Genomic DNA, 19,729 nt, shown 5'->3' with positions numbered 1-19,729 from the left:
AGCTCCGATCCGGAGCCGCGCCGATGGCGCGGCGTGACCATACCGACCCGGTCGCCGGGCGCGCAATGCGGGAATGCCCCTGACGAGCGAAAAGGCCGCCTCGGGGTCGAGGCTTCCCACCATGGGAATTTGCGCTAGTTTACCTCGACCTTGGCTGCGGCGGGAACCGGCTTGAACGGCTTGAATACGGACATCGCCACACCGGGCTATTGGGCGCGCCTGTCCGGCCGTGCCTTCGCCCGCAGCTGGGGCCGGGACGTCATGCTCTATACGGGCGGGGTGTCCTTCTTCGCCCTGCTGGCGGTCTTTCCGGCCATCGCCATCCTGATCGGCTTCTACAAGGCGGTCCTCTCGATCGGACAGGTCAGCGAACAGGCGGCGGCCCTGGCCGACGTCATGCCCTATGCGGCCCGCTCCATCTTCCAGGCCGAGGTCGAACGGCTGGCCAATGCCTCGGCCCGCACCGTGTCGGCCCAGAGCGCCTTCGCCCTGATCGTCGGCGCCTATGCCGCCCATCGCGGCTTCAAGGCCCTGCTGGCGGGGCTGAACCTGATCCACGACGAGACCGAGCCGCACGGATTTCTGAAGTTCAACATGCTGGCCTTCTTCGTGGCCCTGTTCGCCTTCGCCCTGTTCACCGTGGTGTCCGGCGCGGTCGTGACCGCGCGGCTGCTGCAGCACACATCGTCGGAGACCATCGACGGCGGCTTCTTCCTGGAGGGGATGACCCCGTCCATCGGCCTCGCCCTGGGGCTGACCATGCTCTACCGCTACGCCATGTCCCATCGCACGCCGGTGGCCTGGGCGCCGGCCATCGCGGGCGGGACGGTTGCGACGGTACTGTCGATGATTTCGTCGTGGCTTTGCGCCATCTATGTCGAGCAGATCGCGCCGCTGGGCGCGACCTACGGCTCCGTCGGCGCGGTCGTGGTGCTGCTGATCTGGCTGTCGTGGAACGTCAACGCCATCTTCTACGGCGGGGCCTTCGCGACCGAGATGGAGATCGCCCATCGCGCCAAGGGCGCGCCCGATCTGGACGAAGACCCCGACGAGCCCTCGGCCGCCATCGTCAATCTGTCGGAGCGGCGCGCGTCTCGACGGTGAGGGTCAGGACGCCGTCGGCCTCCTCGACCGAGACCACCCGCCCGCCCAGTGCCGCCATCAGATAGGGCGCGTCGATCCGGGCCATCGGATCGGTGGCCAGCAGGACGGCGCGCGACCCCGGCGGCAATCCGTCGAGCGCCCTGCGCAGCCGCAAGGTCGGCACAGGGCAGCGGTGACCCCGCGCATCCACGACCGTCGGCACCCTCATGCACCCTCGCAGGCGTCGCGCAGCATGCCCAGCGCGACCCGGATGGCCGCCAGCCGCACGCCCTCTCGCCCCAGGTCGCCGAACGCGTGGCGCGCGTGGGCCGTGCCGCCCGGTCCCGCACAGGCGAAATGCACCAGCCCCACGGGTTTGTCCGCCGATCCTCCGTCCGGTCCCGCGATCCCGGTGATCGACACGGTCAGGGATACACCCGCCCGCTCACGCGCGCCCTCGGCCATCGCGCGGGCCACCGCCTCCGACACCGCGCCGTGTTCGGCCAGAGCCGCCCCCGCCACGCCCAACAGATCGGTCTTGGCGGCGTTGGAATAGGTGACGAACCCCCGGTCCACGACCGCCGACGATCCCGCCACCGCCGTCAGGGCCGCCGCCACCAGTCCTCCGGTGCAGCTCTCGGCCGTGGCGATCGTCCAGCCGCGCGCGGCGGCGGCCTGGATCACGGATGCGGCCAGATCGGCGATGTCTTCGGGGAACATGGGGCTTTCCGAGGCGGGCTGGAATGGCGATACATGGGCCGGGCGCTCGGGTCTGTCGACCGGTCGGCCCGACCGGAGGGCGCATGACCGAGGTGACCGCGAGCGAAGACGTGAGACCGCCGATCGCAGGCGGCGGCGACCGCGTGGTGCCCGGCCTGTTCGCCCTGGCCATCTTCACCTCGGCGGCCCTGGTGTTCACGGTCCAGCCGATGGCGACCAAGCTGGTCCTGCCACTGCTGGGCGGATCGCCGTCGGTCTGGAACACGGCGATGGTCTTCTTCCAGGCGGCGCTGCTGGTCGGCTACGCCTATGCCCATGCGCTGCAGCGCCTGACGTCGATGAAGGCCCAGGTGGCTGTCCACCTCGCCCTCTTGCTGGCCGCCGCCCTGTTCCTGCCGCTCAGGATCAGCGGGGCGCTGGGCGATCCCGCGCCCGAGGCGCCCATCGGCTGGCTGCTGACCACCCTGACCCTGTCGATCGGCGCGCCCTTCGCCATTCTCTCGGCCACGGCCCCCCTGCTTCAGGCCTGGTACGCGCGCGTCCGGGTCGGGCACGTCGACGGCCAGAACCCCTATGTTCTCTACGCGGCCTCGAATCTCGGCAGCTTCCTGGCCCTGATCGCCTATCCGGTCCTGATCGAGCCCCTGCTGACCCTGTCGGGCCAACGGGCCGGCTGGAGCGGGGGATACGCCGTCTTTGTCGTGATGGTCGTCGCGCTGGCCGTCGTGGCCTGGCGCAGGGGTGGTCATTGGGGAGGCGAGCAGGGGGCCGGCGAGGTGGCTCCGCTGGAACGGTCCGCTCCGATCGCCTGGCGCGAGAAGATCGTCTGGGTGCTGCTGGCCGCCGCGCCCGCCAGCCTGATGCTGGGCGTCACCAGCCATCTGTCCACCGACGTGGCCTCGGCCCCCTTCCTGTGGGTCGCGCCACTGGCCCTGTATCTGCTGACCTTCGTCATCGCCTTCCAGACCAGGCCCCTGATCCCCCTGCCGGTCACGCTCGCCCTCGCGGCGGCTATGGGGCTGGCCTGTATCGCGTTCAGCGCCTTCCGCTCGGGCGACTGGCTGTTCCTGTTTGGCCTGAACCTGGTGACCTTCTTCCTGCTGGCCCTGATGTGCCACCAGCGCCTGGCCCAGCGACGGCCACCGCCGGACCGGCTGACGGAATTCTACCTGCTGATGTCACTCGGCGGGGTCGTGGGCGGGGCCTTCACCGCGCTTCTGGCCCCGATCCTGTTCAACAATGTCTGGGAATATCCGCTGGTCCTGGTGCTGGTCGGCCTCGCGCGCCCGCTGGACCGCTCGCCGATCCGGAACCGCGAGGTCTACCTGTTCGTGGCGGCCGTCATCGCCTGCGCCATCCCGCCCATCCTGTCGGCCATGTTCCAGGTCGACTGGGACTTCGCCTGGTGGTTCAGCAACAACGTCACCGGCGACATGCCCCGCCTGACGCTGATGATCCTGATCGTGGCCGTGGTGGCAGGGCTGCTGCTGCGCGACCGCACGCCGGCCTATGTCGCGATCGCGGCGATGATCGCCCTGACCACCCACTACATCGGCCGGGGCTATGAGGCGAAGTTCACGGATCGCAGCTTCTTCGGCGTCATGCGCATCGGAACGACCCAGGACCCCAGGCTCGGCGGTGAGGTTCACGTTCTGATGCACGGCACCACCCTGCACGGGGCCCAGCCCAGAAACCCCGCCTTCGCCTGTATGCCCAGTCTCTATTACGCGCCCCTGACCCCCATCGGCCAGGCGACCCAGACTATCCAGCTGCGTCGCCCGGCCGCGAACATCGGCGTGATCGGCCTGGGGACGGGGGCCATGGCGGGCTACAAGCGGGCCGAAGATCGGATGACCTTCTTCGAGATCGACCCTCTGGTCGACCGACTGGCGCGGGACCCCGAGCATTTCACCTTCATCTCGGACTGCGCGGCGGGGCCGGTGCGGACCGTCCTGGGCGACGCCCGGCTGACTCTGGATCGCGAGGCGCCCGGTTCCTATGACCTTCTGCTGATCGACGCCTTCTCCTCCGACGCCGTGCCCACCCATCTTCTGACGGTCGAGGCGATCGAGGGTTACTTGCGGCTGCTGAAGCCGGACGGGGTGGTCGTCCTGCACCTGTCCAACCGGAACCTCGACATCACCCTTCCGGCGGCCGCGGCGGCCCGCAGGCTGGGCATTCCGAACCTGCATCAGGTCTATCAGGAGAGCGACGCCAGCCCCGAGATGGCGGAGGCCTCGACCGAGGCCCTGATCCTGTCACCGAGCGAGGAGGGCCTGGCCGAGTTCCGCCGCGACCCGCGATGGCGCACGCTCGCCGACACCGAGGTCCGCCCCTGGACCGACGACTATGTGAACCTGGTCGGGTCGCTCTGGCGGCATTTCAGGAACTAGAGCGGGGTACTGGCCCTAACGCTCGCGACGCGGTCGCTGGCTGCTTGAGGGCGTCAGCCCGGCATTTCGATCGTCGCGACGGCCTGGGCGGCCAGGCCCTCGCCCCGGCCGGTGAAGCCCAGGGCCTCGGTCGTCGTCGCCTTCACGCTGACGGCGTCCAGCGGGAGCGCCAGAATTTCCGCCAGCCGCTCTCGCATCGCCAGCCGGTGCGGCTTCACCTTGGGCCGCTCGCAGATCAGGGTGACGTCCACGTTCACCAGCCGCCCGCCGCGCGCCCGCAGACGCTCAACCGCGTGGATCAGGAACTGGTCGGATGCCGCGCCCTTCCATTTCGGATCGGTCGGGGGAAAGTGATCCCCGATGTCGCCGTCACCCATTGCGCCCAAAAGGGCGTCGGTCAGGGCGTGCAGCCCCGCGTCCGCGTCCGAGTGCCCGATCAGGGTCTGGTCGTGCGGGATTTCGACTCCGCACAGCCACACGGCCTCACCCGGGCCCCAGCGGTGGACGTCGAAGCCGGTGCCGACACGGATCTGACGGGGCAGCAGGGCCTCGGCCATGGCGAAATCCTCGGGAAAGGTCAGTTTCATCAGTCTGGGGTCGCCCTGGACCAGGCGAACCGTGCCACCGTCACGCTCGACCACGGCAGCGTCGTCGGTGGGCGTCTCGTTCGCAGGCCAGGCGGCATAGGCGGCGCGCAGCCGTCCGAGCGGAAAGACCTGGGGCGTCTGGGCGCGCCACAGACCGGTCCGGTCGACGGTCGCCTCGATCTCCGCGTCGCCTCGCTTCAAGGTGTCGGAGACGGGCAGGGCGGCGATCGCCCCGTCCGCAGCGGACAGCGCCGCCATCAGCCGCTCGATCACCGCGCGCGACAGCAGGGGCCGGGCCGCGTCGTGGACCAGGACCGGCCGGTCCTCCGGCCCGTCGATCGCGTCCAGACCCGCCCGCACGGAGTCGGCGCGTTCGGCCCCTCCGGCGACGGCGATCCAGCCCGACAGGCCCGACAGCGCCTCCTCGGCCCGGCCCAGGCTGTCGCGCGCGACCACCACCACGACCGGCGCGGACCCCGCGTCGAGCACGGCCTCGACCGACCAGCGCACCACCGCCTTCCCGCCCAGCGCCCGCCACTGCTTGTCCCCACCGGCCCTTGAGCCCGACCCGGCCGCGACCACGATGCTTGCGAATGTCATAGGTCGCCTTCTACGGCGCGATCCCGAAAAGTGTGAGCGGTTTTCGGGCTGAGATCGCGCCGCACCATCATCGCGCCATCTTGACGGTTGACGAGAGGCACCGCTTGGCATGCTGACGGACACGATGACCCACAATCTCCAGATCGGTGATGTGACGATCCCCGGCAGGGTGCTGATGGCGCCCATGACCGGCGTCACCGACCTGCCGTTTCGCCGGCTCGCCAGCCGTCTGGGCGCGGCCTATGTGGCGACCGAGATGGTGGCCTCGGCGGAGTTCGCCCGGGGCCGTCCCGACGTGGTCCGCCGGGCGGCGGTGGGCGAGGGCCTGCCCCTGACTGTCATCCAGCTGGTCGGTCGCGACCCGGCGGCGATGGCCGAGGGCGCGCGCATGGCCGAGGCGGCCGGGGCCGATATCGTCGATCTGAACTTCGGCTGTCCGGCCAAGGAGGTGACCGGGGCCGCCTCCGGTTCGGCCCTGATGCGGACGCCGGACCTGGCCGGGCGGATCATGGACGCCGTCGTGCGGGCCACGACCCGACCCGTCACGGTCAAGATGCGGCTTGGCTGGGACGACACCAGCAGGAACGCCGCCGACCTGGCCCGACAGGCAGAGGCGCTCGGCGTGCGGGCTGTCACCGTCCACGGCCGCACCCGCCAGCAGTTCTACACCGGACGCGCGGACTGGTCCGCCGTCGGCGCGGTCAAGGCGGCCGTCGCCATCCCCGTGATCGTCAACGGCGATATCGTCACGGCGGAGGAGGCGCGCGAGGCCCTGGACCGATCCGGGGCCGACGCTCTGATGCTGGGGCGCGGCGTCTATGGCCGACCCTGGCTGGCCGCGCATCTGGAACGGGCCCTGCGGGACGGGACACGGCTGGAGGAGCCTGACCGCGCCGAACGTCTGGCCATCGTGATCGAGCATATGGCCGCGTCGCTCGACTTCTACGGACCCGGCCTTGGCCTTCGAATGTTCCGCAAACATCTGGGTTGGTACGTCGAACAGGCCCCCTGGCCCGCCGAGCCCGAGGCGCGTCGCGCAGCCAAGAGCGCCCTGTGCCGCCTCGACGCCCCGGCGTCGGTGGCCGATGGCCTGGCCCGCCTCTGGGACCTGCCGACTCCAGACCTAGGGCATTTGCGCAACTCTGCTGTTGATAAAACGCCACAGGTCGCCGAAGCTGTGGGGTGATGTCGGACACAGCAACCGCCCGAAAAGACACGGAGACGATCCCTTCGCTGTGGGATCGGCTGACGGCGGGCCATGCGCGGGCCGGCTTCGTGGCGGCCTATGTCGTCGCCTTCCTGATCACCGCCGCCGCCATCTGGATCGTCGCGGTCGCGCCGGGGGCGGGTGGAGGCGGAGGGCAGGCCGCGGCCAGCCGCGCGGTCCTGGCCATCCTGCTGGCCAATCTCCTCCTCATCGGCGGCCTCGCGACCTTCGTGGGCCTTCAGGTCATGCGGCTGGCCCGGCGGCGGCGAGAGGACCCGGGCGCGCGGCTGCACCTGCGGTTCGTGACCATCTTCTCCCTGGTCGCCCTGGTCCCTGCGGTCGTCATCGCCCTGGTGTTCGGGGTCCTGGTCAATCGGGGCGTGGATCAGTGGTTCAGCCAGAACGTCCGCTCGGCGGTCGAGAACGGAGCCGACATCGGCCGCGCCTATGTCGCCGACGTCGGCGCGGGTCTGGACGCGGACCTGGAGACCATGGCGACCGAACTCGGCGGCATCCGCGGTGCCTTCGACACCCGCATCCAGTTCTCTCAGGCGCTTGAACAGATCGCCGGCTATTTCGGCTATCCGGCCGTCTACATCCTGAACGGCGAGGGCGAGGTCCTGGCCCAGGGCGTCATGGACGGCGCCCCCGCCTATGTCGCCCCCCCGCGCGAGGCGTTCGAGACGGCGGCGGAAGGGGAGGAGGCCCCCGTCGCCGTGACCGAGCGGCCCGATACGGTGCGGGCGCTTTATCCCCTGCCGGAATACGGCGACGCCTACCTCTACGTCGTCCGTCCGCTCGCCCCCGGCATCATCGCCCGGATGCGCAACGGCGAGGAGTCGATCCAGGCCTATCGCCTCGCCGAGGAGAGCCGCGCCCGCATCCAGGCGGCCTTCGCCCTCAGTTATCTGGAGACGGCGCTGCTGGTGCTGGTCGGCGCGGTCTGGCTGGGCATGTCGGCGGCCAGCGCCATCTCGGCCCCGATCGGTCGTCTGGTGAAGGCGGCGGATCAGGTCGCCGGCGGGGACCTGTCGGCCCGGGTCGATCCGCAGGGCGCGCCGGGCGAGATCCGCACCCTGTCCGAGGCCTTCAACCGCATGACCGGCGATCTCGAGACCCAGCAGGCCGCCCTGAAGACCGCCAGCGAGGACGCCCAGGACCGCAGCCGCTTCATCGAGACCGTGCTGTCGGGCGTCAGCGCCGGTGTCATCGGCCTGGACAAGCGCGGCCGCATCTCGGCCATCAACGACAGCGCGCTACAGCTCTTGTCGATCTCCGAGGTCGAGGTGCGGGGCAAGGCGCTGGCAACGATCGCCCCCGAACTCGGCGAACTCGTCGGTCGGGTCGAGGCCCATATCGAGGAGGACATCGACGTGGCCCGCGAGGGCGAGACCCGGCGACTGCGCGTCCGCATCGAGGGCGGCGTCGGCGGCGAGATGGTGCTGACTTTCGACGACATCACCCGGCTGGTCACGGCCCAGAGGAACGCCGCCTGGCGCGACGTCGCCCGCCGCATCGCCCACGAGATCAAGAACCCGCTGACGCCGATCCAGCTGTCCGCCGAGCGGCTCAAGCGCAAGTTCCGCCCCGGCATCACCGAGGATCTCGAGATCTTCGACCGCTGCACCGACACCATCATCCGCCAGGTCGGCGACATCGGCCGGATGGTGGACGAGTTCTCGTCCTTCGCCCGTATGCCCGCCCCGCGCTTCACCAACGAGAACCCGGCCGAACTGCTGCGCGAGGCGGTTTTCGCCCAGCGCGTGGCGGCACCCGACATCGCCGTCGACCTGGTCGAGCCCCTGCCCAAGGCCAAGATGAAGGCTGACGGCCGCATGCTGGGCCAGGCCCTCGCCAACATCCTCAAGAACGCCGGCGAGGCCGTCGCCGCGCGCCGGCTGACCCATCCCGCCGAGGCCGAACAGGTCGCCATCATCGCCCGGCTCGAGGTGGAGGACGGGGTCGCGACCTTCATCATCGAGGACGACGGCAAGGGCCTGCCGACGCGCGATCGCGACCGCCTGACCGAACCCTATGTGACCACGCGCGAGAAGGGCACGGGCCTCGGCCTCGCCATCGTCAAGCGCATCTGCGAGGACCACGGCGGCGAACTCAGGCTCGCCGACGCCGAGACCCTGTCGGGCGCACGCGTGTGCCTGATCTTCCCCCTGACACCCCCTGTCCGAACCGGTCAGACCGAGCCCAAGGGCACCGGTCTTGCGGCGGCCGAATAGCGAGGCGACATGCGATCCAACGGTGCAGACATCCTGGTCGTCGACGACGAGGCCGACATCCGGGACCTGGTCTCGGGCCTGCTCGAGGACGAGGGCCATTCCGTCCGCGTGGCCTCCAGCTCCGAAGAGGCCCTGGCCGGCATCCGTGCCCGGAAGCCCAGCCTGATCGTGCTCGACATCTGGATGCAGGGCGGCGGCATGGACGGGCTGGAGCTGCTCGACATCATCAAGACGCTGGACGCGGACCTGCCCGTGGTCATGATCTCCGGTCACGGCAACATCGAAACGGCCGTCAGCGCCCTGAAGCGCGGGGCCTACGACTTCATCGAGAAGCCGTTCAAGTCCGACCGACTGGTGGTGGTCATCGAGCGCGCCCTCGAAGCCGCGTCCCTGAAGCGCGAGAACCGCCGCCTGCGCGCCCAAGCCATGACGCCGACCGGCCTGATCGGTCGCTCGGCCGCCGCCCATGTCCTGCGCACCACCATCCAGAAGGTCGCCCCGGCCAACAGCCGCGTCCTGATCTCGGGCCCCCCCGGCTGCGGCAAGGAGCTGGTGGCCCGCCAGATCCACGAGGCCAGCCCCCGCGCGCGCGCCGAGTTCGTCGCCATCTCCGCCGCCGGCATGACCCCCGAGCGCCTCGACCTCGAACTGTTCGGCGAGGAGAGCCATGACGGCCGGCCGCGCAAGATCGGCGTCTTCGAACGCGCCCACGGCGGCACCCTGTATCTGGACGACGTCGGCGACATGCCGCGCGAGAGCCAGAGCCGCATCCTGCGCGTTCTGGTCGAACAGCGGTTCCGCCGCGTCGGTGGCGAACAGGACGTCCAGGTCGACGTCCGCGTCGTCACCTCCACCTCGCGCGACCTCAAGACCGAAATCACCGAGGGCCGGTTCCGCGAGGACCTGTTCCATCGGCTGAACGTCGTGCCGATCCGCGTGCCGCCCCTGTCGGAGCGTCGCGAGGACATCGCCGAACTGGTCGACTATTTCATCGAGACGCTCAGCGCCTCGCAGGGCCTGCCCAAGCGTCGCCTGGGCGAAGACGCCATCGCGGTGCTCCAGGTCCATCCCTGGCCGGGCAACGTCCGCCAGTTGCGCAATAACGTCGAACGCCTGCTGATCCTGGCGACCGGCGATCTGGACCAGCCCATCTCGGCCGACATGCTGCCTCAGGAGGTCGCAGCGACGGGCGGCTCCGGCATGGGTACCGAACGGACCATCGCCCTGCCGCTGCGCGAGGCCCGTGAGGTGTTCGAGCGTGAGTATCTGGCCGCCCAGATCATGCGTTTCGGCGGAAACATCTCGCGCACGGCCGCTTTCATCGGCATGGAGAGATCGGCCCTTCACCGCAAGCTGAAGTCGCTGGGCGTGTCGCCCTCCCGGGGCGGCGACGACGAGGAAGGGAGCATCGACTGATGTCGCGCGTGGCCTATGTGAACGGCGTCTATCAGCGGCATGCCGAGGCGACGATCCACGTCGAGGACCGGGGCTTCCAGTTCGCCGACGGCGTCTATGAGGTCTGGTCGGTGTTCGACGGCAGGATGGCCGATTTCGACGGCCACATGACCCGCCTGCACCGCAGCCTGACCGAGCTGCGCATCGACATCCCCATGTCGCGCGAGGCCCTGACCCGGGTGCTGAAGGAAACCATCCGCCGCAACCGCGTCCGGAATGGCATCGTCTATCTGCAGGTCACGCGCGGCACCGCCCGGCGCGACCACCCGTTTCCGGCCGAAGGCACCCCCCCCAGCGTCGTCGTGACCTCGCGCGCCGCTCCCTTCGCCAAGGCCCAGGCCCAGGCGGCCAAGGGCGTGGCCGTCGTCACCCACCCCGACATCCGCTGGGGTCGCTGCGACATCAAGACCGTGGGCCTGCTGCCCAATGTCCTGGCCAAGCAGGCCGCCCGCGACAAGGGCGCCTATGAGGCCTGGATGGTCGACGAGATGGGCCTGGTCACCGAGGGCTCCTCGACCAATGCCTGGATCGTCGACAAGGACGGTCGCTTACGCACCCGCGACACCCAGGCCAATATCCTGAAAGGCATTACCCGCACCGCCATCATGGAGATGATCGAGGCCGAGGGCATCGAGCTGGACGAACGCCCCTTCAGCGTCGACGAGGCCAAGCAGGCGAGGGAGGCCTTCTTCACCGCCGCCGGCGCCTTCGTCATGCCCGCCGTCTCGATCGACGGGGTCAAGATCGGCGACGGCAAACCGGGCCCGATCGCGACCCGCCTGCGCGAGCGCTATCTTGAAGCGGCGCGGCGAGACGCCGTTTAGGCGTCATCGAGGTCGGCCCGATAAAGGTTTCGTCACGGCGAGCACAGCGAATGCACGGAGGACACGGCGGGACCGAGCCGAGGTTTCCGTCATGGACCGGTCTCGTCACGATCCTGCCCCGGAAAAAGGATTGGCGGCGAAGCCGCCCTTCATTCGTGCTGTCTGCCGGAGTTGAGCGATCGGCGATTCTAACCACAGCTCGGTCTCGCTGTGTCCTCCGTGCATTCGCTGTGCTCGCCGTGATGAACCTCTGCTCGTTCCACGCCTCCGATACAGGCCATCAAGCTCATACCCGGTTGCGGCCATGACGATCCGTCGTCTACGCTAGCTCGCCAGATCCAACTGGCCCCGCGCGTCTCCCCACGCGCGGCGAACAATCAAGAACAGGACAAACCTGCCATGTCGCAAGACAAGCGTCAGAACCTTCAGGACACCTTCCTCAACTCGGTCCGCAAGACCAAGACCCCCCTGACCATCTTCCTGGTCAACGGGGTCAAGCTGCAGGGCATCGTGACCTGGTTCGACAACTTCTGTGTGCTGCTCCGCCGCGACGGCCAGGCCCAGCTGGTCTACAAGCACGCCATCTCCACCATCATGCCGTCCGCCCCCGTGCAGCTGTACGAGCCGGACGCCGACGAGGATTGAGGCTCACTCCTCATCCGTTCACCCCGGCGAAGGCCGGGGTCCAGATGGCGAACTCAGACGTGCGGCATAGGAGCCGCGTCTCAATCCCTGCCACCCCGGCTCTTGATCTGGACCCCGGCCTTCGCCGGGGTGCACGGGCAGGGGTGCGCACCTATATTGATGGCGACCCCACCTCCACCCCAAGAGCCCCTACCTGACCTCCAAACTCATCGACCATTCCGTCCCGCTGATCCGGGCGATCGTCATCCATCCCGATTTCGGCGAGCGCTCCTCTCGCTCCGCCACCGACCGTCTGGAAGAAGCCGCCGGTCTCGCCCGCGCGCTCGATCTCGACGTGGCGGCCGAAGAGGTCGTGCGTCTGCGCAAGACCACCCCCGCCACCCTGTTCGGCACGGGCAAGGTCGAGGAGCTCGCCGCCCTGATCCGCGCCGCCGAGGCCGAGGCCGCCGTCATCGACGACACCCTGACCCCGGTCCAGCAGCGCAATCTGGAAAAGGCCTGGGACTGCAAGGTCATCGACCGCACCGGCCTGATCCTGGAAATCTTCGGCCGTCGCGCCCGCACCAAGGAGGGCCGGCTGCAGGTCGAACTGGCCCGCCTCGACTACGAGAAATCGCGCCTCGTCCGCACCTGGACCCACCTGGAGCGCCAGCGCGGCGGCACCGGCTCAACCGGCGGCCCCGGTGAGACCCAGATCGAGCTCGACCGCCGCCTGATCGCCGACCGCATCGTCAAGCTGAAGTCCGAGCTGGAGGAGGTCCGCCGCACGCGCGGCCTGCACAGGAAGCAACGCCAGAAGGCTCCGTTCCCGACCGTCGCCCTGGTCGGCTACACCAATGCCGGCAAGTCGACCCTGTTCAACCGGCTGACGGGATCGGAGGTCATGGCCAAGGACCTGCTGTTCGCCACCCTGGACACCACCCAGCGCACCATCCGCCTGCCGGCCGGCCGCCCCGCCATCATCGCCGACACCGTCGGCTTCATCTCCGACCTGCCGCACGAACTGGTCGAGAGCTTCCGCGCGACCCTGGAAGAGGTGGGCGAGGCCGATCTGATCCTGCACGTCCGCGACATCGCCTCGCCCGACACCGTCGCCCAGTCCCAGGACGTCGAGACGGTGCTGAAACAGATCGACCAGGCCGTCGACGCCAACGGGGTGGCCAGGGAGCGCCGCATCCTGGAGGTCTGGAACAAGATCGACCTGCTCGACCCCGAGGCCCGCGAGGCCGTCGAGGGCCAGGCCGCCCGGGCCAAAACCGACGCCGTGGCCGTCTCCGCCTGGACCGGCGACGGCATCGAACCCCTGCGCCACGCCATCGCCGACCGCATCGACGACGATCCGGAGACCGAGCTCACGCTGGAGCCCTCCCAAGGCGAGGCTCTCGCCTGGCTATACGAGCACGGCCGCGTCACGGGCCGCGAGACGGACGGGGAGGGTCGGATGCGGTTGACGGTCCGGCTGGACCCCCAGGCGATGGGGCGGTTCGAGCAGAGGTTCACGACAAGCTGAACAATAAACGCCGCCGGACGGGCCCATCGGGCGGTCTCGCGCGTTCAACAGCGGTCACGCCGTCTGGCGAGGCGCAAGGGGCGGGGCCTGAACCATGTCGAATACGCAAGAGAGCGCCCCGTCGTGGGACGCGCGCGACCTGCAACGTGGGCTTCAGGCCGCGGGCGTCGCCCTGTGGTCCTGGAACGTCGACGACGACACCTTCGCCATGGACGAGGCCGCCTTCTCCCTCTGGGGCATGGAGTTCCGCCCCAGCGTGACCTTCGAGGACCTGTCGGCCAACATCCACCCCAAGGACCGGGATCGGGTGCGCGCTGCCTTCGCCGCCACCCGCGCCGTCATCGGTCCCTATGAGATCGACTTTCGTATCCTGGTCGGCGACGACGTCCGCTGGATTTCCGCCCGGGGCCAGGGCGACGACCTCGGCATGTCCAGCCGCAAGATGTTCGGCATCTTCATCGACGTGACGGGCCGCAAACAGGCCGAGGAGGGTCACGAGCTCCTGGCCGGCGAGATGAGCCACCGGGTCAAGAACCTCCTGGCCATCGCCTCGGGCCTGACCGCCATCACCTCTCGCTCTGTCGAAACCACCACCGACATGGCGCGCGAGCTGACCCAGCGCCTGACCGCTCTGGGCCGCGCCCACGACATGGTCCGCCCCCTGCCGGGCGAGGAGGGCAAGGCGGCGCTGCTGGGCGACCTCCTGTCGGTCCTGCTCGCCCCCTACGACGACCTCGGCGCCTTCAGCGGCCGCATCCGCGTCTCGGTGCCGCGTATGGGCGTGGGCGAACAGGCGGCCAACACCCTCGCCCTGGTCGTCCACGAGCTGGCCACCAACTCCCTGAAATACGGTGCCCTCTCGACCGAGGCAGGCACGCTGGACGTCTCTTGCTCGGCTCACGACACCGAATTGGTCATCCACTGGACCGAACAGGGCGGCCCCACCGTCACGCCGCCCGAGGGCCCCGGCGGCTTCGGCAGCAAGATGGTCGCCCGCGCCATGTCGCGACAGCTGCAAGGCTCCATTGAACGCGACTGGGCCCCACAGGGGCTGGTGGTCCGGCTGCTCATGAACAAGGAGCGGGTGGCGAGGTAGGCCCAGCTTTCGCAATTCGGCGATACCCTACGTCCGATTCTGACGCACCGGCGTGCCACACTCCCGGCATGACCTATGACACCGACTTCAACGCACCCGCCCACGGCGACCACGGCGGCGACATGTGGGCCCATGCGCGGCGAGAGTATCTCGCCGGCGTGAAGGCGACGACGATCTGCCAGCGGTATGGCATGTCGCTCAGCTCGTTTCGGGCCCACGCCCGGGTTGGGGGCTGGCGGCGCGTGGATCAGCCGACGTGCGAGGTCCCGCCCGAGTTCGGCGAATACCATCCCGACGACCAGGTCAGCTTCGCCGACCTCGCCGACCAGGCCTTCCTCAACATCCGCCGCGCCCTGGGCTCGGGCCGCGCCGCCGAGGCCTCGACCTGGATGCGCGTCTACGACCGCCTCGCCGACCGAGCCCGCTCGGAGGTCATGGCCGAGCTGCCGGACGTGAAGCCGCCGTTGCTGGAGTCCAGACGGGAACCGCTGAGGCTGGGGACAGGGGAAGACGATGAGTCGTTGGAATTCAACGTTATAACACCGCAACCGGAGTCCGCATCTTATGAATTGCACTCGATGGACTCGGTGTCGTCCGAGTCCAATCCCGGCCCCTGACCCCTCTCCCATAGGGAGAGGGATCATCGCCGCTCCACCACCTTCGCCGCGTCCCACAGGGCGTCCATCTCGGCCAGGTCCGACTGCTCCGGCGTCCGCCCCTCCCTGGCCAGCTCCGCCTCGATGAAACCGAACCGCCGCACGAATTTGGCGTTCGCCCCGCGCAGGGCATCCTCCGGCTCCACCCCCAGCTTCCGCGCGAGGTTGGCCACCACGAACAGCAGGTCGCCCATCTCTTCGCGGGCCTTGTCCAGGTCGCCCGCCGCGATCTCGGCCCTCAGCTCGGCGACCTCCTCGTCCAGCTTGTCGAAGACCTCGTCCGTGCTCGGCCAGTCGAACCCGACCCGCGCCGCCCGCTTGGTCAGCTTCGCCGCCCGGTGCAGAGCGGGCAGACCCACCGGCACGTCGTCCAGCACCCCCGTCTGAGCCTTGGCTGCCCGCTCCGCCGCCTTGATGTCCTCCCAGCGCAGCTTCTGGGCCGGGCCGCTGATCTGCGCGTCCTCGTCGCCGAAGACGTGCGGATGCCGCCGGATCAGCTTGTCCGACATCGCCTCGGCCACGTCGTCGAAGGCGAACAAGCCCTGTTCCTCGGCCATCCGGGCGTGAAAGATCACCTGGAACAACAGGTCGCCGAGCTCGCCTTTCAGCTCGGTCATGTCGCCCCGCTCGATGGCGTCGGCGACCTCATAGGCCTCCTCGATCGTATAGGGGGCGATGGAGGCGAAGGTCTGCTCCACGTCCCACGGACAGCCGCCGTTCGGGTCCCTCAGCCGGACCATGATGTCCTTCAGCCGGTCGACGGGGGTCATGCGGACGCTCCATCCCGCGCCGCCAGCTTGGCCCGGACCTCGGCATGGGCCTCGGGCGTCAGGGGATAGAGCCTCAGCACCACGGCCGAGATCAGCAGCAGCGCCACCGGCGCGGCGATGAACAGCCACTGCAGCCCCAGGATCACGCCGGGGTCGTTGACCGCGCCGGGCTCCGGATCGAAGCCGATCCACTCCAGCACAGCAAAGGCCCCGACGGAGAAGGCATAACCCAGCTTGGACGTCGCGTTCAGGATCGAGAACAGCAGCCCCGTCCGGTCGGCGTCGGCCTCCAGCCGGATGACGTCGGACGCATCCGCCATCATGGCCCGCAGCAGCAGGTCGGCCGCCCCGAACGCCAGCCCGGTGGCGAAGATGGCCGCAACCGCCGCCGGGAAGTTCCCCGCCGGAACCAGCAGCGTCGCCGCCCCGAAACTGACCGCGAAATAGACGGAAGCCACCGCCAGCGCCTGATGCTTGCCCATCCGCGTCGCCAGCCACGCCCAGACCGGTGCCCCGACCAGCCCCGCCACGAAATAGACCAGCAGCAGGATCGACGTCTGGTCCCGCTCGAACCCCCGCGCCTGCTCGAAGAAGTAGAAGAACAGCACCCCGATCAGCCCCCGCGCCGCTCCCAGCAGCAGGTCCGACAGCAGCAGCCGACGCAGCACCGGCTTGGCGATCAGGGCCAGGGTCGCGCCCAGCCCCCCGTGCGCCGGCGGCGTCGCGTTCCGCGGCTCCGGCGTGAACAGGAAGGTGACCAGCAGAGCGATCGGCAGCAGACCGACGATGAACCCGCCCTGCATCCGCACGGCCTCGACGTAGGAATACCCCATCGCCTGGGCACCCACCGGGATCAGCAGCACGGCCAGCACCCCCAGGATGTTCGCCACCTGCCAGAAGCCGTAGATTCGCGACCGCTGGTCATAGTCGCTCGACAGCACCGCCGCCCAGCTCATCTGGCTGAGCAGGCTGATCGAGTATCCCAGGTACATGACCACCAGCCAGACCGCGAGGTGCGTCGCCCCGGCCCCTTGCCCCACGAAGAACAGCATGGCCACCGACCCCATCAGGATCGGCGCGCCAATGGCCATCCACACCCGATACCGGCCCCACTTGGTCGAGGTGCGATCGATGATGACCCCCAGCAGCGGATCGACCACGATGTCGGCCAGGCGCACGATCAGGAAGATCAGGCTGACCGCCGACAGGCTGACCCCCACATGGCTGGCGTAGAACTCGGGCAGGGTGACGTAGACCGGCAGGCCCAGCGCCGCATAGGGCAGGCAACTGGCCGCGAAGGCCGCCAGCGTGGCGTTGGATCGCCGGGCGGGCGCGGGAGGAGAAGCGTCGGTCATGCACGGTTCCGCAGGTGCCGGTGCGAGTCGGCGAAGACCGCGACCATGCCAGTTTTGACGACGGCGGAAGAGGGGCCTTGCTTGCGCCGCGACGGTCAGGCTTCCTGCGGTCATGCGGTTGGGGATGCTCGCGATCATCGTGGCGACGGTCCTGGTCTGGCTCACGCCGGGCCGGGCGGACGCTCAGGGTGCCTGGACGCCCCAGTGCGACGTCCATGAAAGGGCTTTCGCCGGGGCCGGACTGGCCAACGCCGTCTCCGTCTACACCCTCGAATGGGCCCCCTTCGCCGGACCCGAATGGGGCTGGGTGACCTATGTGCCCTTGCTTCAGAAGGAGCTGGGCACCGACTGCCAGGCCGGTTCGCCCGACTTCGCCGAGGCGCTGTCCCGGTTTCAGGCTCGTTACGCCCTGCCGGCGACCGGCGTGTTCGACCCGGCGACGTTCGAGGTGCTGCGCGGCGTGCTCCAGGAACGGCGGCCCTTCATCATGGCCCGCCTGCGCGACGAATGCCCCAACCCCCCGCCGCTGCGCATGCTGGGCTATCTGGTCGAGGAGGAGGAGCACGCCGATCGGCTGACCCGGCTGCTTCGCCGCGACGTGCTGGACGCCTATCGCCGCATGGTCGTCGCCGCCCGCGCCGAGGTGCCCGAGATCGACGCCGACCGCGAGCTGCTGCAGATCTTCTCCGGCTTCCGCGACCCCGAGGCCGACGCCGCCCGCTGCGCCGCCCAGGGCAACTGCGACGGCCTGCGCCGCGCCGTCTGCTCCGCCCACCGCACGGGCACGGCCGTCGATCTGTATGTCGGTCAGCTGTTCGACATGGGCGTGGACAACACCAACCCCGACAGCCGACTGCACATGACCCAGGGCGCGACCTATCGCTGGCTGGTGAAGAACGCCGGCCGCTTCGGCTTTGTGCCGTACCTGTATGAGCCCTGGCATTGGGAGTGGGTCGACCCGAACGGCACCACCCTGATCTCGGAGTGATCCGGTCCCTGACCGAGGGCGAGCGCCGCCTGATCCGGTCCGAGTTCGGCGGGGCCGTGCACTTGGACACGGTCCGGCTCATGTCCATGCCGTGGCCGCTCGACCGCGCCTTTGTGCCCGGCGTCTGGTTCGGGCGAAGCTGGATCTGCTGGCCGGGCAGGGGGTTGCCCGACGATTTCACCGTCGCACCGCTGTCGCTCCAGGCCGTCCTGATCCACGAGATGGTCCACGTCTGGCAGGCTCAGAGCGGGATCAACCTGCTGACCGGAAAGTTGCGCGCCGGCGACGGTTCTCGCGCCTATGCCTATCCCGTGAACCGGTGTGGATGGGAGGTGTTGAACATCGAGCAGCAGGCGATGGCGGTAGAGCACCGCTTCCGCGCCGCGAGGGGTCAGCGCACACCGGATGACGCCGACTTCTATGGTCAGCTCTGCCCGATCAGACGAGATATCGCAGCCTGACCCCTTGTGCGTTCACGCCTGCTCGCTACATCTGACACTTCAGCTGTTGCAGACTCGTCCAACCCACAGGAGCGTTCCATGACCAAGGTGCTGGTTCTCTATCATTCGACCTACGGCCACATCGAACAGATGGCCGAGGCCGTCGCCGAGGGCGCGCGTTCGGTCGAAGGCATCGAGGTCGACATCAAGCGCGTTCTGGAAACCGTGCCCGAGGACCTGGCCATCCAGTCGCACTACAAGCTCGACCAGAAGGCCCCGATTGCCAAGCCTGAAGACCTGGAACATTACGACGCCATCATCGTCGGGGCCGGCACTCGCTTCGGCACGGCTGCGGGACAGATGCGGAACTTCTGGGACCAGACCGGCGGCGTCTGGTTCCAGGGCAAGCTGGTCGGCAAGGTGGGCGGTGCCTTCACCTCGTCAGCGACCCAGCACGGCGGCAATGAGACGACGCTGATCGGTCTGATCCAGACCCTGCTGCACCACGGCATGGTGGTCGCGGGCCTGCCTTACGCCTTTCAGGGCCAGATGACGCTGGAGGAGATCTCGGGCGGCTCACCCTATGGCGCGACGACCATCACCGGCGGCGACGGCTCGCGCCAGCCGAGCGCCAACGAACTGGCCGGCGCGCGGCACCAGGGCGAATACATCGCCGGCCTGGCGAAGAAGCTGAAGGCCTGATAGCGGAGCGCGGCGGCGGTTCCGCCGCCGCCATCGCTCACTTGTTTTTCAGCATCGTGTCCACCGCCACCGACCCCGGGCCAGCGAAGAAGAGGTAGAGGAAGACCCAGCAATACAAGGCCGCCAACTCGCCGCCGTTGACCATCGGATAGAGGCCGCCGGACAGGGCGTGGAACTGGAAATAGGCCACGGCCATCATTCCAGACATGACGAAGGCGACCGGTCGGGTGAACAGGCCGAGGACCAACAGCGCGCCCCCGACCAGCTCCAGCACTCCGCCGATGCCGATCTGGCTCATCAGCTCGAATGGCCCTCGCGCCGGTGCCGGAAAGCTGAAGACCTTCTGGGTTCCGTGTTGCAGAAACATCAGGCCAGAGATGATCCGGAGACCCGACAAGGCCAGCGGACGATGACGCTCAAAGGACTCGAACATGACTTCCCCCTTGTTGAGCGGAGAGCCTGCG

Annotated in this window: 19 protein-coding genes; 13 read left to right on the top strand and 6 right to left on the bottom strand. The window is 68.9% G+C overall.

The genetic code is table 11. The features are described 5' to 3' along the window. Window positions 1–171 precede the first annotated feature (171 nt). The gene (locus ABN401_RS04445; RefSeq protein WP_349683623.1) at window positions 172–1,104 is read left to right on the top strand and encodes a YihY/virulence factor BrkB family protein; all 933 of its coding nucleotides are present in this window, start codon (window positions 172–174) and stop codon (window positions 1,102–1,104) included. Here ABN401_RS04445 and ABN401_RS04440 read toward each other — a convergent pair. Both ABN401_RS04440 and ABN401_RS04435 read right to left on the bottom strand, forming a co-directional pair. Continuing rightward, window positions 1,070–1,312: a sulfurtransferase TusA family protein gene (locus ABN401_RS04440; RefSeq protein WP_349683622.1), complete on the bottom strand. Its 243-nt coding sequence runs from the start codon at window positions 1,310–1,312 to the stop codon at window positions 1,070–1,072. The two genes, ABN401_RS04445 and ABN401_RS04440, sit on opposite strands and share 35 nt — an antisense overlap. Next, the gene (locus ABN401_RS04435) at window positions 1,309–1,803 is read right to left on the bottom strand and encodes a CinA family protein (RefSeq protein WP_349683621.1); all 495 of its coding nucleotides are present in this window, start codon (window positions 1,801–1,803) and stop codon (window positions 1,309–1,311) included. Before ABN401_RS04435 ends, ABN401_RS04440 begins: the two co-directional genes overlap by 4 nt. 83 nt (window positions 1,804–1,886) lie before the next feature. Between ABN401_RS04435 and ABN401_RS04430 the strand changes: the two genes are divergently transcribed. Beyond that, the gene (locus ABN401_RS04430; protein WP_349683620.1) at window positions 1,887–4,196 is read left to right on the top strand and encodes a spermidine synthase; all 2,310 of its coding nucleotides are present in this window, start codon (window positions 1,887–1,889) and stop codon (window positions 4,194–4,196) included. A gap of 53 nt (window positions 4,197–4,249) precedes the next feature. On the opposite strand, the gene ABN401_RS04425 is transcribed toward ABN401_RS04430, so the two are convergent. Next, window positions 4,250–5,383, bottom strand: coding sequence for a bifunctional 2-C-methyl-D-erythritol 4-phosphate cytidylyltransferase/2-C-methyl-D-erythritol 2,4-cyclodiphosphate synthase (locus tag ABN401_RS04425; RefSeq protein ID WP_349683619.1), 1,134 nt, complete (start codon window positions 5,381–5,383; stop codon window positions 4,250–4,252). 124 nt (window positions 5,384–5,507) lie between these two features. On the opposite strand from ABN401_RS04425, the gene dusB reads away from it, so the two are divergent. The 8 genes from dusB to ABN401_RS04385 all read left to right on the top strand — a co-directional run bounded on the left by dusB (window position 5,508) and on the right by ABN401_RS04385 (window position 14,971). Beyond that, window positions 5,508–6,569 carry a tRNA dihydrouridine synthase DusB gene (gene dusB / locus ABN401_RS04420; protein ID WP_349683846.1) on the top strand — a complete coding sequence of 354 codons (1,062 nt, stop codon included), beginning with the start codon at window positions 5,508–5,510 and terminating at the stop codon, window positions 6,567–6,569. Further along, window positions 6,569–8,824, top strand: coding sequence for a sensor histidine kinase NtrY-like (locus tag ABN401_RS04415; protein ID WP_349683618.1), 2,256 nt, complete (start codon window positions 6,569–6,571; stop codon window positions 8,822–8,824). Before dusB ends, ABN401_RS04415 begins: the two co-directional genes overlap by 1 nt. Before the next feature lie 9 nt (window positions 8,825–8,833). Continuing rightward, complete coding sequence (gene ntrX, locus ABN401_RS04410; RefSeq protein ID WP_349683617.1) at window positions 8,834–10,240, top strand: nitrogen assimilation response regulator NtrX; 1,407 nt, start codon at window positions 8,834–8,836, stop codon at window positions 10,238–10,240. After that, window positions 10,240–11,103, top strand: a complete 864-nt coding sequence (locus ABN401_RS04405; RefSeq protein WP_349683616.1) for a D-amino-acid transaminase — start codon at window positions 10,240–10,242, stop codon at window positions 11,101–11,103. Before ntrX ends, ABN401_RS04405 begins: the two co-directional genes overlap by 1 nt. A gap of 399 nt (window positions 11,104–11,502) precedes the next feature. Beyond that, window positions 11,503–11,748 (top strand): RNA chaperone Hfq, encoded by a 246-nt coding sequence (gene hfq / locus ABN401_RS04400; protein WP_349683615.1) that lies wholly within the window; start codon window positions 11,503–11,505, stop codon window positions 11,746–11,748. 193 nt (window positions 11,749–11,941) lie between these two features. Next, complete coding sequence (gene hflX, locus ABN401_RS04395) at window positions 11,942–13,258, top strand: GTPase HflX (RefSeq protein ID WP_349683845.1); 1,317 nt, start codon at window positions 11,942–11,944, stop codon at window positions 13,256–13,258. Between the two features lie 94 nt (window positions 13,259–13,352). After that, window positions 13,353–14,354, top strand: a complete 1,002-nt coding sequence (locus tag ABN401_RS04390) for a sensor histidine kinase (RefSeq protein ID WP_349683614.1) — start codon at window positions 13,353–13,355, stop codon at window positions 14,352–14,354. 68 nt (window positions 14,355–14,422) lie between these two features. Next, window positions 14,423–14,971 carry a hypothetical protein gene (locus tag ABN401_RS04385; protein WP_349683613.1) on the top strand — a complete coding sequence of 183 codons (549 nt, stop codon included), beginning with the start codon at window positions 14,423–14,425 and terminating at the stop codon, window positions 14,969–14,971. A gap of 23 nt (window positions 14,972–14,994) precedes the next feature. Here ABN401_RS04385 and mazG read toward each other — a convergent pair whose 3' ends face one another. Continuing rightward, on the bottom strand, window positions 14,995–15,780 hold the full coding sequence (mazG, locus tag ABN401_RS04380; RefSeq protein WP_349683612.1) for a nucleoside triphosphate pyrophosphohydrolase: 786 nt from the start codon (window positions 15,778–15,780) through the stop codon (window positions 14,995–14,997). Further along, entirely contained in the window at window positions 15,777–17,135 is a 1,359-nt protein-coding gene (locus tag ABN401_RS04375) for an MFS transporter (RefSeq protein WP_349683611.1), read from the bottom strand. The genes mazG and ABN401_RS04375 overlap by 4 nt, the downstream gene beginning before the upstream one ends. A gap of 124 nt (window positions 17,136–17,259) precedes the next feature. Between ABN401_RS04375 and ABN401_RS04370 the strand changes: the two genes are divergently transcribed. From ABN401_RS04370 to wrbA, 3 genes are all read left to right on the top strand, one after another. Beyond that, window positions 17,260–18,123 carry a M15 family metallopeptidase gene (locus ABN401_RS04370; RefSeq protein WP_349683610.1) on the top strand — a complete coding sequence of 288 codons (864 nt, stop codon included), beginning with the start codon at window positions 17,260–17,262 and terminating at the stop codon, window positions 18,121–18,123. Then, a complete protein-coding gene (locus ABN401_RS04365; protein ID WP_349683609.1) occupies window positions 18,120–18,584 on the top strand; it encodes a hypothetical protein in 465 nt (154 codons plus the stop codon). Before ABN401_RS04370 ends, ABN401_RS04365 begins: the two co-directional genes overlap by 4 nt. A gap of 78 nt (window positions 18,585–18,662) precedes the next feature. Continuing rightward, window positions 18,663–19,265 (top strand): NAD(P)H:quinone oxidoreductase, encoded by a 603-nt coding sequence (gene wrbA, locus ABN401_RS04360; RefSeq protein ID WP_349683608.1) that lies wholly within the window; start codon window positions 18,663–18,665, stop codon window positions 19,263–19,265. A gap of 37 nt (window positions 19,266–19,302) precedes the next feature. Here wrbA and ABN401_RS04355 read toward each other — a convergent pair whose 3' ends face one another. Then, window positions 19,303–19,698: a DoxX family protein gene (locus tag ABN401_RS04355; protein WP_349683607.1), complete on the bottom strand. Its 396-nt coding sequence runs from the start codon at window positions 19,696–19,698 to the stop codon at window positions 19,303–19,305. Window positions 19,699–19,729 lie beyond the last annotated feature (31 nt).

It is taken from the genome of Brevundimonas aurifodinae (genome assembly GCF_040195595.1).
Classification (GTDB): Bacteria; Pseudomonadota; Alphaproteobacteria; order Caulobacterales; family Caulobacteraceae; genus Brevundimonas; species Brevundimonas aurifodinae.
This window is presented reverse-complemented; position numbering and strand designations above follow the sequence as displayed.